13 protein-coding genes are annotated in these 12,156 nt (G+C 64.6%); 2 read left to right on the top strand and 11 right to left on the bottom strand.

Annotated features, from left to right (window positions below; all coding sequences use genetic code 11):
* The first annotated feature begins 211 nt into the window (after positions 1–211).
* Entirely contained in the window at positions 212–1,084 is an 873-nt protein-coding gene (locus EOA75_RS19530) for an ATP-binding protein (RefSeq protein ID WP_127214235.1), read from the top strand.
* Between the two features lie 101 nt (positions 1,085–1,185).
* On the opposite strand, the gene EOA75_RS19525 is transcribed toward EOA75_RS19530, so the two are convergent.
* Positions 1,186–2,709 carry a LysM peptidoglycan-binding domain-containing M23 family metallopeptidase gene (locus tag EOA75_RS19525; RefSeq protein ID WP_127324932.1) on the bottom strand — a complete coding sequence of 508 codons (1,524 nt, stop codon included), beginning with the start codon at positions 2,707–2,709 and terminating at the stop codon, positions 1,186–1,188.
* A 247-nt stretch (positions 2,710–2,956) separates the two neighbouring features.
* Here EOA75_RS19525 and EOA75_RS19520 point away from each other — a divergent pair, with 247 nt between their 5' ends.
* A complete protein-coding gene (locus EOA75_RS19520; RefSeq protein WP_164747453.1) occupies positions 2,957–3,298 on the top strand; it encodes an outer membrane beta-barrel protein in 342 nt (113 codons plus the stop codon).
* Positions 3,299–3,358: 60 nt separating this feature from the next.
* On the opposite strand, the gene EOA75_RS19515 is transcribed toward EOA75_RS19520, so the two are convergent.
* From EOA75_RS19515 to EOA75_RS19470, 10 genes are all read right to left on the bottom strand, one after another.
* On the bottom strand, positions 3,359–4,012 hold the full coding sequence (locus tag EOA75_RS19515; protein ID WP_095825608.1) for a protein-L-isoaspartate(D-aspartate) O-methyltransferase: 654 nt from the start codon (positions 4,010–4,012) through the stop codon (positions 3,359–3,361).
* Positions 4,009–4,767, bottom strand: a complete 759-nt coding sequence (gene surE / locus EOA75_RS19510; protein ID WP_095825609.1) for a 5'/3'-nucleotidase SurE — start codon at positions 4,765–4,767, stop codon at positions 4,009–4,011. The genes EOA75_RS19515 and surE overlap by 4 nt, the downstream gene beginning before the upstream one ends.
* Positions 4,768–4,771: 4 nt before the next feature.
* Positions 4,772–6,076, bottom strand: a complete 1,305-nt coding sequence (gene serS, locus EOA75_RS19505) for a serine--tRNA ligase (protein ID WP_127324930.1) — start codon at positions 6,074–6,076, stop codon at positions 4,772–4,774.
* A gap of 109 nt (positions 6,077–6,185) precedes the next feature.
* Complete coding sequence (gene tatC, locus EOA75_RS19500; protein ID WP_095778424.1) at positions 6,186–7,052, bottom strand: twin-arginine translocase subunit TatC; 867 nt, start codon at positions 7,050–7,052, stop codon at positions 6,186–6,188.
* A complete protein-coding gene (gene tatB / locus EOA75_RS19495; RefSeq protein ID WP_127241688.1) occupies positions 7,049–7,792 on the bottom strand; it encodes a Sec-independent protein translocase protein TatB in 744 nt (247 codons plus the stop codon). The genes tatC and tatB overlap by 4 nt, the downstream gene beginning before the upstream one ends.
* Before the next feature lie 83 nt (positions 7,793–7,875).
* Positions 7,876–8,094: a twin-arginine translocase TatA/TatE family subunit gene (locus EOA75_RS19490; protein ID WP_066999984.1), complete on the bottom strand. Its 219-nt coding sequence runs from the start codon at positions 8,092–8,094 to the stop codon at positions 7,876–7,878.
* A gap of 179 nt (positions 8,095–8,273) precedes the next feature.
* Positions 8,274–9,029: an SMC-Scp complex subunit ScpB gene (scpB, locus tag EOA75_RS19485; protein ID WP_127324929.1), complete on the bottom strand. Its 756-nt coding sequence runs from the start codon at positions 9,027–9,029 to the stop codon at positions 8,274–8,276.
* Positions 9,026–9,826, bottom strand: coding sequence for a ScpA family protein (locus EOA75_RS19480; protein ID WP_095801864.1), 801 nt, complete (start codon positions 9,824–9,826; stop codon positions 9,026–9,028). The genes scpB and EOA75_RS19480 overlap by 4 nt, the downstream gene beginning before the upstream one ends.
* 63 nt (positions 9,827–9,889) lie before the next feature.
* Positions 9,890–10,909 carry a beta-N-acetylhexosaminidase gene (gene nagZ, locus EOA75_RS19475; RefSeq protein ID WP_127324928.1) on the bottom strand — a complete coding sequence of 340 codons (1,020 nt, stop codon included), beginning with the start codon at positions 10,907–10,909 and terminating at the stop codon, positions 9,890–9,892.
* A gap of 235 nt (positions 10,910–11,144) precedes the next feature.
* Positions 11,145–12,156: SPOR domain-containing protein (locus tag EOA75_RS19470; RefSeq protein ID WP_164747452.1), on the bottom strand; the 1,012-nt coding region annotated here is incomplete at its 5' end.

Here is a 12,156-nt window from a genome sequence, read left to right as displayed (position 1 = left end):
GAATATAGTCGGTAAAGTTGCCAATGCAACTGCGCGACCCGCCGAATCCGTTGCTTTTCCAGCCGTTTGGCGCGTGCTAGAGCGTCGCAGCCGGAAGCCGGTTGGAGCCGGCCGAAAAGATCGTGCTACAACAGAAGCTTGCAGTTGGTTCTTGGTGCGCAGCCGCGGATCCGTTTCACGTTCCGTGATTGCCAAGTTAAAAAGACCGGAAATGACCGATAGCCTGGATGCCCTGAACAAAAAGCTCGACCGCCTGATCGACGCGGTCTCCCGTCTCGCCCCGCCACCGGTTCCCGAGACCGACCTCGGCGTGGCCGATTGCTTCGTCTGGCAGGCCGATCCCGGCTACCTGGAGCCGGTCCACAAGGTCAATCGCGTCGACATCGGCCTGATCCGCGGCGTTGACCGGGTCCGCGACATCCTGCTCGACAACACCGAGCGCTTCGCGTCCGGCTTCGCCGCCAACAATGTGCTGCTCTGGGGCGCGCGCGGCATGGGCAAGTCGTCGCTGGTCAAGGCCGTGCACGCCAAGGTCAATGCCTCGGACAAGCTCGACCGGCCGCTGAAGCTGATCGAGATCCATCGCGAGGACATCGACACCCTGCCCAAGCTGATGAGCCTTTTGAAGGCGGCGCCCTACCACTTCATCCTGTTTTGCGACGATCTTTCCTTCGACCATGACGACACTTCCTACAAGTCGCTCAAGGCAGCGCTCGAAGGCGGCGTCGAGGGCCGCCCGGCCAATGTCATCTTCTACGCCACGTCGAACCGGCGGCACCTGCTGCCGCGCGATATGATCGACAATGAGCGCTCGACCGCGATCAACCCGTCGGAAGCGGTGGAGGAAAAAGTCTCGCTCTCCGACCGCTTCGGCCTGTGGCTCGGCTTCCACAAATGCTCGCAGGACGAATATCTCGACATGATCGACGGCTATGTCCGTTACCATGCCCTCGCGATTGATCCCGAGACGTTGCGCGCGGAAGCCTTGGAATGGGCAACGACGCGCGGCAGCCGCTCCGGCCGCGTCGCCTGGCAGTTCACCCAGGATCTTGCCGGACGGCTCGGCAAGCCGCTCAAGGACTGATAGCCCATCACCGGCTGCAGTGAAAAAGCCCGCTCCTGGCGGAGCGGGCTGAAGCCGGCGGGCCGGACTGGAGGTCAGGCGGCCCGCAATTTGTTCTTGTTCTATTCGAGATAGCCGCTCGGATCGACCGGGGCGGAGTTCTTGCGCACCTCGAAGTGCAGCTTCGGCGAGTCCGTGGTGCCGCTCATGCCGGACAGCGCGATCTCCTGGCCGCGCTTGACCTTCTGGCCGCGCTGCACCTCGATCGAGCTGGCATGGCCGTAGACGGTGACCAGGCCGTTCTCGTGGCGCACCAGCACCGTGTTGCCGAACTCCTTGAGGCCGTCGCCGGCATAGATGACAACGCCGTTTTCGGCCGCCTTGATCGGCGTTCCTTCCGGCACCGCGATGTCGACGCCGTCCTTGCCGGAGCCGAAGCCGGAGATGACGCGGCCGCGCACCGGCCAGCGCATCTTGCCGATCCCGGTCGCATCCGGCGCCACTGCATCGTCGTCCTCGGCCTGCTGGATGACCTTGGCGTCCTTCTTCGGCGGCGTGTAGGAAGCGAGCGTCTCCGATGGCGTGGTCTTTGCTGGCGGCTGCGTGGTTGCCGTCGTCACCGGATCGACGGTCGGCTTGGTCGCGACAGGCTTCGCGGCAGCGACGGCAACGGTGCCGCCGGCCGGAACCTTGAGCGTCTGGCCGATCTTCAAGAGGCCGTCCTTCATGCCGTTGGCCTGCTTGAGCGCCGTGACGCCGACGCCGGTCTTGCGAGCGATCGAAGACAGGGAATCGCCCTGCTGAACGGTGTAGGTACCGCCGGCGCCGGCCGGCTTTGCCTCGGCCATCTGGGCGGGCGTGGCGTTCTTCGAACCGCTGGCCGCCGCCGACGCATCGACCTGTGCGGCGGATTTGCCGTCCTTGAGTTTTGGCTGCTGCGGCAGCACGGCAAGCTTTTCCGGCGCGCCGGCGGGCTGCTTCGGTGTGTTGGCGGGCTTGGTGCCGTCGGCAACCTTCGGCCCGCCCTTGCTCGAATAGGCATAGGCCGGAATGACGATCTTCTGGCCGGTTCTGATGCCCTTGTTGGCATCGAGCCCGTTGACCTTGATGATCGCATCGGCCGGCACATGATATTGGCGGGCGAGACCGGAAATCGTCTCGCCTTCCCTCACCACGATCTCGGTCGCGTGCGGCGCCGCGCTTGCGTTGCGCACCGCGTCGGGCTCGGCGGTCTTGAACGGCTTGGCCGGCGCGACTGTGTTGGTGGCCGTCCTGTCCAGATGAGGCGCGGCGGGGGCCGGCGCAAGTGCCGGGGCCGAGGCGGTGCGCATCGGCTTGGCGGCGGCCGGCGCCGAGGGCGGCGGCAATTGCTGGGACGTCACCGGCTCGAGACTGGAGCGGCTCACGGACTGGGTGTGACTGCCGTCGACAGGCGCCGGCGCGACCGTATCGCCCGGATAGGGCTGGTCGACATTCTGCTTGTTGATGATGGCGCGCTGATTGTTGGTGGACGATGTGAAGACGTCGTCGACACCATTGAAGCGCATCGCCTGGGAGCTGCAGCCTGCCGCGGCACCGGCGATCATGAGGACGGCGCAGCCGCGCGCCAGATTGCGTCCGTTTGCCTTCAAACCATTGAATTGCATCGCACTAACCCGCACAGACCCGGTACAAACTGGTCATGATTAAAGCGCGTTAATGTTACTGGCCGGTTAACCCATTAGAATCCGCCGAAAATTTTCTTAAAACATTTTTCGACAGGCGCGACCAAGTCCGGACAGATCGTGCCGGCCGAGACGAGACGGACGTCTCGGGAACCGGCGAATCGCACGAAATGAGACCGGGCGAGCAGCGGCACCACCCTCACACGACCACGCCTTCGCTTGGTTTGGCTTGCTGACCGCCCAAGTCGGGTACAGCGTCGACAACGCCCTCTTCTACGTCAAGGGAGGCGCGGCCGTGACTCACGACCGTTTCGATGTTCTCTTTTCACCCGACACGACCGCCGGCGAGACAGACGATCAGACCCGCTGGGGCGGTGCCTTGGGTGCCGGTCTTGAATATGGCTTTGCCCCGAATTGGTCACTCGCGATCGAATACGATCACCTGTTCATGCCCGACAAGACCACCACCTTCACGGTCGTTGGCGCGCGCGGGGGCCCCTTCAGCACCGAGCGCATCGATCAGGATGTCGATCTCGTTGGTTTGCACCTGAACTACCGCTGCGGCGGCTGACTGGAGTGATGGTCGCAGGCGCGTTCGACGCGGTTAGCCGTCGATCGCAGGGCTGGCGCGCTAGATCACCGCAGCAACGCTGCGCAGGACCGGCTGCAGCCTGACCAAGCCGATGTCCTCGCGCTCGAAACGGCTGCCGACCTTGGTGAGCTTGGCCAGCACCTGCTCGCCCTCCTCCGGGCCGATCGGCGCGATGACGACGCCACCGCTCGACAATTGATCGAGCAGGAAGCGCGGCAGACTGTCGAAGGCCGCCCAGGCGATGATGCGGTCGAACGGCCCTTCGTTGGGCAGGCCGTTGGAGCCGTCGGCCTGGCGTACGATGACATTGCTGATGCCGAGCGCCTCGAAACGCTGCTTTGCCTGCTCGGTCAAGGTCTTGTAGCGGTCGACGCTGACGACGCGCGCGGCAAGCCTGGACATCACGGCTGCCGTATAGCCGGACCCGGTGCCAATCTCGAGCACGCGGTTGCCCGGCTCGATGGCCAAAGCCGCAACCACCGCCGCCTGCAGGTCCGCGCCCTCGATCGCCTCGCCGCATTCGATCGGCAGCATGCCTTCCGACCAGGCCATCGAATGGAACTGCGCGGATAGGAAGCCGCGCCGCGGAGTCGCCTCGAAAGCAGCGACCAGTGCCTTCGGCGCCGTGCCCCTGCCGCGCAGCCGCAGCAGGAAAGCGGCGAAACCTTCACGGTCGTCGATAGCCATGGTCATGACAGCGCCTTGGTCAGCTGGTCGCGGAGTTCATGGGCGGTCAGGTCGAGCTGCAGCGGCGTCACCGACACCAGCCGGTTGCGCAGCGCGTAAAGATCGGTGCCCTTTTTGCCTTCGACCGGCTCTCGGCCGAAGCGCAGCCAGTAATAAGGCAGACCGCGACCGTCGCGGCGCTCGTCGACCCAAAGGCTGTGCACGAGCTTTCCCTGCGCGGTCACGACCGTGCCCTCGATTTCGTCGGGTGCGCAGTTCGGGAAATTGACATTGAGCAGCACGCCTTCCGGCAGCGGCGTTGCGATCAGCCTTTCGAGCAGCGCCGGTGCCAGCGCTTCGGTCGTCTCGTAAGGGACGACGCGGTCCTCGCCGAGATAGGAATAGGCCTGGCTGACCGCGATCGAGCGGATTCCGAGCAACGCCCCCTCCATCGCGCCGGCGACCGTGCCCGAATAGGTAACGTCGTCGGCGATGTTGGCGCCGGAATTGACTCCCGAAAGGATGAGGTCAGGCGGCCCGGGGAGGATCTTCTTCGTGCCCATGATGACGCAGTCGGTCGGCGTGCCACGCACGGCGAAATGCTTCTCGCCAACCTTCCTCAGCCTGAGCGGCTCCGAGATCGACAGCGAATGCGCGTAGCCGGACTGGTCCTGCTCGGGCGCCACCACCCAGACGTCATCCGAGAGCGTTCGGGCGATGCGCTCGAGCGACGCAAGGCCTTCGGCGTGGATGCCGTCATCATTGGTCAGCAGGATGCGCATGAACTCATTTCGATTCGATCTTGGCAAGACCACCCATGTAAGGCCGCAGCACTTCAGGAATGGTTACGCTGCCATCCTCATTCTGGTAGTTTTCGATGACGGCGATGAGAGCACGGCCGACCGCGGTGCCGGAACCGTTGAGCGTGTGCACGAAGCGGTTGCCCTTGCCGTCCTTGTCCTTGTAGCGGGCATCCATGCGCCTGGCCTGGAAATCGCCGCAGACCGAGCAGGACGAGATTTCGCGATAGGCGTTCTGGCCCGGCAGCCAGACCTCGATGTCGTAGGTCTTGCGTGCGCCAAAGCCCATGTCGCCGGTGCAGAGCGTCACCGTGCGGAACGGCAGGCCGAGCCGCTTCAGCACCTCCTCGGCGCATTGCGTCATGCGCTCATGCTCGGCGAGCGAGCTTTCCTGGTCGGTGATCGACACCAGCTCGACCTTGTAGAACTGGTGCTGGCGCAGCATGCCGCGCGTGTCGCGGCCGGCCGAGCCCGCTTCCGAGCGGAAGCACGGCGTCAGCGCCGTGTAGCGCAGCGGCAGCTTCTCATGCGGCGTGATCTCCTCGCGCACCAGGTTGGTGAGCGGCACTTCCGCGGTTGGGATCAGGCCCAGCCGTCCGTCGCCATGCGGCGTGAAGAACAGGTCCAGTTCGAATTTCGGCAGCTGGTTGGTGCCGAAGAGAACCTCGTCGCGCACCATCAGCGGCGGCTGGATCTCCTCATAGCCGTGCTCTGTCGTGTGCAGGTCGATCATGAACTGGCCGAGCGCGCGCTCCATGCGCGCCAGCTGGCTCTTCAGCACTGTGAAGCGCGAGCCGGACAGCTTCGCCGCACGCTCGAAATCCATCATGCCGAGCGCTTCGCCGATCTCGAAATGCTCCTTCACCCAGTTCGGGCGGGTCGGCACATCGCCGACGACGCGCTTGACGACATTGTCGTGCTCGTCCTTGCCGACCGGCACGTCGTCGAGCGGCACGTTGGGCAGGACCGCAAGCGAGTCGTTCAGCGCCTGGTCGAGCTCGCGCTCGCGCGCCTCGCCGTTCTGGATGAACGCCTTGATCTCGCCGACCTCGGCCTTGAGCTTTTCAGCAAGCGCGGCCTCGCCCGAGCGCATGGCATTGCCGATCTCCTTCGAAGCGGCATTGCGGCGCTCCTGCTTGACCTGCAATTCGCTGAGATGGGTGCGGCGCTCCTCGTCCCTGGCGATCAGATCCTCGACGGCGGACTGGGCGTCTTCAGCCGACCACGAGCGCTTCACCAGCGCTTCGATAAGGGCCTTCGGGTTGTCGCGAATCCATTTGATGTCAAGCATGGCTTTCCGTCCTCGAGTAAGGTTCGAGGGCGTAAACCGCATCCCTGATCGATGCAAGACAGCAGCAGCCGGCAGCCGTGTTTTTCAGGCCTGGGACCAGGTTTTAGCGCTAGGTTGACGGCGCGTCCGGCGTCTTTCCGGCGACAGCGCTGCCTGCCTCTTCCTGCCTGTCGCGCGCCAACCGGTCGCGCTCCCGGCTGCGCTCGATCAGGCGCGAAGTGAAGATCGCGACCTCGTAGAGCACGATGGTCGGAAGAGCGAGGCCGATCTGGCTCATCGGATCTGGCGGGGTCAACACCGCGGCGACGACGAAGGCAATGACGATCGCCCATTTGCGCTTCTCGGCCAGCGCTTGCGACGACAGAAGGCCGACGCGCGTCAGCAGGCTGGTCACCACCGGCAGCTGGAACACCAGGCCGAAGGAGAAGATCAGCGTCATGATCAGGCTGAGATATTCCGACACTTTCGGCAGCAAGGAGATCTGCACCTGGTCGTTGGTGCCGACCTGCTGCATGGCGAGGAAGAACCACATCACCATCGGGGTGAAGAAGAAATAGACCAGCGAGGCGCCCATCAGGAACAGGATGGGCGACGCAATCAGGAACGGCAGGAAGGCGCTGCGTTCGTTCTTGTAGAGACCCGGCGCGATGAATTTATAGATCTGCGTGGCGATCAGCGGGAAAGCGATGACCATGCCGCCGAACATGGCGAGCTTCACCTGGGTGAAGAAGAACTCCTGCGGCGCCGTGTAGATCAGCTCGACCTTGTGCGGGTCGAGCCCAGCCCATTGCGTCGCCCATTTGAACGGGACGACCAGAAGGTTGAACAGGCGCTTGGCGAAGAAGAAGCAGGCGAGGAAGGCGATGAAGAAGCCGCCCAGCGACCAGATCAGCCGCCGGCGCAGCTCGACAAGGTGCTCGATCAGCGGCGCCGAGGATTTCTCGATCTCTTCCCTCTCCTTGTCCGAGACGCTCACTTGGCGGCTCCTGCCGTCTTCTTGGCATCGGCGGCCTTTTTCACGGCCGGCTTCTTCGCCGCGGGATTGGCCTCAACCTTGGATGCCGCTTCCTTAGCAGGCGCTGCGACCTTTGCCGCCGCCGGCGCAGATTTCACCGGGGCTTTAGTCGCCGGAGCCTTGGCCGATGCGGCTTTCGCCGCTGCACCGGCGGCTTTCGCCTTCGACGCGGCCACTTTTTTCGCCGGCTGGGCGGACCCGGCGGTCTCCGCAATGGGCGTGGTCACGGAGGCCTCAGTCAAGGCCGGGGAGATCGGCGCAGCTGGCGGGGACATCGGCACAGCCGGGGCGACGTCGGTTCCGTTGATGCCTGAGATTTCCGTCGCGCCGTTCTTCAGCGGCTCGGCAGGCTGCGGGGTCGTTGCATCCGAGGGCGCCTGATCGGAAGCCGGCTTGGGCTTCATCATCGTATCGACGCCGGCCCGAACGTCGGCCGCCGCCTGCTCGAACGGATTGAGCTGCTTGCGGATTTCGTTCATCGGGCTGAGCCCACGAAGGCTGTCGACCGAGTCCTTGACATCGTCAAGCTCGGCTTCCTTCAGGGCGTCGTTGAACTGCTTCTGGAAGTCGCCCGCCATGGCGCGCAATTTGGCCGCGGTGCGGCCAAACGTGCGCAGCATGTTGGGCAAATCCTTCGGCCCGACGACCACGATCATGACGACCGCGATCACCAGCAGCTCGCTCCAGCCGACTTCGAACATGGCAATCTATTCCAACGAGAGCCTGTCGCCCAAAAACACGAAAGGGTTCTGGGACAACGACATGCTCAAAGCAACAACCGGACTCAGCTCTTGCTGACCTTTTCCTTGCCCGGCGATACGGTCTCGTCGGCGCGGTGCTCGACGGTCCGCTTGTCGTCGGTATCGTCCTCAGCCATGCCCTTCTTGAAGCTCTTGATGCCCTTGGCCATGTCGCCCATCAGCTCCGGCAGCTTGCCGCGGCCGAACAGGAGCAGCACGATGACCAGAACGATCAGCCAGTGCCATATCGATAGTGAACCCATAACAATCTCTCTCGAATGTTTTCCCTCGGCGATGATCTATGCGTTTTCGCTCGGGGATTCAAACACAACCGCAATGAAGTTGGTAAAATGGCTAGCGGATGTCACGCACTTTCGGCGTGAGCGCCTTGCTACGAATCCGCGCAGCCCCTGCTAATAAACCATTCGTATCGGTTTCGCACTCACTCTTCGGTGACGCGCGGCGTGAGCAATCCGAGCTCCTCGAGGTCGATATCGGTCAGCGCATCCTCGTCCTCGGCCAGCGCGTCCGGATCGGCCGGCGGCACAGGCATCGAGAAATTGGACGGCATGCGCGTCGAAAGCAATCCGGCGCCCTTCAGCTCTTCCATGCCGGGCAGGTCGCGGATCTCCTCCAGCGCGAAGTGATCGAGGAAAGCGTCGGTCGTGCCGTAGGTCACGGGACGGCCAGGCGTGCGGCGGCGGCCGCGCATCCTGACCCACTCCGTCTCCAGCAGCGTGTCCAGCGTGCCCTTCGAGGTCTCGACCCCCCTGATATCCTCGATCTCGGCGCGGGTGACCGGCTGATGATAGGCGATGATCGCCAGCACTTCGAGCGCCGCGCGGGAGAGCTTTCTCTGCTGGACCGAGTCCCGGCTCATCAGGAAAGCCAGATCGCCGGCGGTGCGGAACGCCCAGGCGTCTCCGACCCGCACCAGGTTGACCCCGCGCTTGGCGTAGATTTCCTGCAGATCGGCCATTGCCGCCGCGATGTTCACGCCCTCGGGCAAACGCGCCGCCAGTTGCCTTTCACTAACCGGCTCGGCACTGGCGAAGATGATCGCCTCGGCCATGCGGACGGCTTCCGACAATTGCAGCCGCTCGGCGGGGTTCTCGATAGAACCCTGTTCGGCCATCTCGTCTTCCGGTTCGTCCTCGACCTTGAACGGGATGACCGAAGCGTTGGCGCGTTCACTCATGATGCCACCTCGACTGCCTTGACCCCTTGTGCACGGCCGCGCAGATAGATCGGCGCGAAGACCTGATCCTGCCGCAGATCCAGCTTGCCCTCGCGCACCATTTCGAGTGTCGCGGCGAACGAACTGGCGATTGCCGTGCGCCTTTCTTCCGGCGCGGCCAGATATTGGATCAGGAAGCTGTCGAGCGCCGTCCAGTCGCCAATCGTTCCAACCAGCCGTGCCAGCACGTCGCGTGCGTCCTTCAGCGACCATACGGCGCGCCTGGCGATCGTCACGTTGCTGATCGCCTGCCGCTGGCGCTGCTGCGCATAGGCGGTCAGCAGATCGTAGAGCGAGGCCGAATAGGCATTGCGCTTCTCGACGATCACCATTTCCGGCATGCCGCGCGCGAAGACGTCGCGGCCGAGCCGGTTGCGGTTGACCAGCCGCGCAGCGGCATCACGCATCGCCTCCAGCCGCTTCAGCCGGAACTGCAGCACCGCTGCCAGTTCCTCGCCGCTCTCGCCCTCTTCGCCCGGCTGTTTCGGGATCAACAGCTTCGACTTGAGGAAGGCAAGCCATGCCGCCATGACCAGATAGTCGGCCGCGAGTTCCAATCTCAGCGCCCTCACCTTCTCGATGAAGGCCAGATATTGCTCGGCGAGCGCCAGGATCGAGATGCGGGCGAGATCGACCTTCTGGTTGCGCGCCAGATGCAGCAGAAGATCGAGCGGGCCCTCGAAGCCGGCGACATCGACCACCAGCGACGGGTCGCTGGTCAGACGTGACTCGTCGTTCTCGGCCCACAGACGGTCCATCGGTGCGGCCTTCGCGGCCTTGCTGTCCAATGTTTCCGCCACTCGCCTTGCTTTCCCTTCGGTTCAGGCCACCGCGTCGAAATAGGTGGCGAATTCCGCGCGTATGGTGCTTTCGTCCGCGACGTCGCGGTCCTTTATATAGGCCAGCGCCCGCTCCGCTCTCGCCAAGGACTTGCCTTCGAGCACCGTCGTACGCGACGCGATCCCCGACATTTCCTCGAAAACGCCGTTGCAGTGAAGGACGAGATCGCAGCCCGCCGCAAGGATCGCGGCCGCCTTTGTCGGGAAATCCCCAGAAAGTGCCTTCATCGAGGTGTCGTCGCTCATCAGGAGCCCGTCGAAGCCGATCTCGCCACGGATCACCTCGTTGACGACCTTGGCCGAGGTCGTCGCCGGATTGTCCGGGTCGATCGCGCTGTAGACGACATGTGCCGTCATCGCCATCGGCAGGTGGTTGAGCGCCTTGAACGGGGCGAAATCATGTTGCCGCAACTCGGCGAGGGGCGTGTCGACCGTCGGCAGCGCGAAATGCGTATCGGCAAAGGCGCGGCCGTGGCCGGGAATATGCTTCATGACCGGCAGGACGCCACCCGACATCAGGCCCTCGGCCGAAGCCCGGCCAAGCTCGATCACGGCATTTGGTTCCATACCATAGGCGCGCGCGCCGATGACATCGCTGGCGCCCGCAATGGGCACGTCGAGCACCGGCAGGCAGTCGGCGGTGATGCCGTGGCGCAGCAGATCGAAGGCGTGAAGCCGCGCGAGCAGCCACGCGGCACGGCGGCCGGCCTCGCGATCGTCGCGCCAAAGCGCGCCGAGCGCTCCGCCTGCAGGATAGTTCGGCGCCAGCGGCGGTCGCAGGCGCTGCACCCTGCCGCCCTCCTGGTCGATGAAGACCGGGGCATCCGGGCGTCCGACGCTCTCGCGCATCGAGGCGACCAGGTCGCGGATCTGCTCGGTCTCGCCGACATTGCGCGCGAACAGGATGAAGCCCCAAGGACGTTCGTCGCCGTAGAAGCGGATTTCATCTTCAGTGAGGGATTTCCCGGCGCAGCCGAGGATCGTGGATTTTGATTCGGTCATGGATCGAAGCTTAGAGCAATTCCAGGAAAAGTGTGTAACGGTTTTGCGTCCGGAATTCCGTAAAAACAAGGAGTTATGCGGGTTCGGTGATTCTGCCGGCGCTGAACCGCTCTAAGATTTTGCGAACCAAAGGGGAATCACCCCTGACCGGTGCCGCATGAATGACGACAGCCGTCCACAACGAAAAAGCCGGCGCGGCCTCGCGGCGACGCCGGCTCTGAACGGTGGTAAATGATCAGCGCGACACGAAGCAGGTGCCGCCGGCCGCCTTGTAGTTGGTGCACAGATTGATCGCGTCGTTGCGCGACTGGGCCGGGACCCGGACTCGGTAGAAAGTGCCCTTGCCGGCGATCTGCGCCTTGACGATGTTGGCTGTGCGTCCGGCGAGCACACTTCCGTAACGGCGCTGCAGGTCCTGGTAGGTGGACTGGGCGCTTTCAACCGTCGGCTGCGAAGCGATCTGCATCGACCACGAGCCGCCGCCTGCCGCCGCCGGATCGATGGAGGCGACCTGGTCGGGCTTGACCTCGCCGACGATATCGACCGGCTGATCGGACGGACGCGGCGGCGCCACCGGCACCTTCGCCGGCGTGTTGGCGGACTGGACCCTGGCTTCGGTCTTCGCCGCGGCGGCTGGCTTCACCGCGGCGGCAGCGCTTTGGTCATCACCGCCCTGGTCGGCAGCCTGATCGGTTGCCGGCGTGACGGCGCCTGTCGGCTGGGCATCGCCCTGCCCGGCGGAAGCGACGTGCTGCGGCGCCGGATGGGTCGGTTCGGTTGCCGCGACCTGCGGCGCGGGAGCCGGATCCTCGCGCGGAACCAGCGAGCCGTCAGGCTTCACCATCATGGTCTTCACCTTGCGCGGCGCCACGGCGACGACATCGTTGTTGGTCCCCTTGTCTGCCTCCTGCAGAACCTGGGCGATGCGGTCTTCCGATTTCGGCGCCGGAGCGGCCTGCTGTGGGGTTGCGGGGGCGGCGGCCTGGGCGTCAGCCGGCGCTGCTGCGTCCGGTGCGGGCGCTGCTGCGTCCGGTGCCCGCGCTGCGGCCTCCGGAGCCGGCGCTGCTTCGGCCGGTGCCGGCGCGGCTGCGGCCGGAGCTGCTGTGTCCGGCGCGGGCGCTGCCGCGGCCGCATTGCCGGCTGAGTTGGTGCCAGGCGCGGCGTCGGTGTCGTCAGGCGAAAGGTCGACGATCCGGCTCTGCGGCGGTTCCTTCGACGCCACGTCGATAGGTTCCTCGGTGTTGGTC

This window comes from Mesorhizobium sp. M1A.F.Ca.IN.022.07.1.1 (assembly GCF_003997575.1).
Taxonomy (GTDB): domain Bacteria; phylum Pseudomonadota; class Alphaproteobacteria; order Rhizobiales; family Rhizobiaceae; genus Mesorhizobium.
This window is presented reverse-complemented; position numbering and strand designations above follow the sequence as displayed.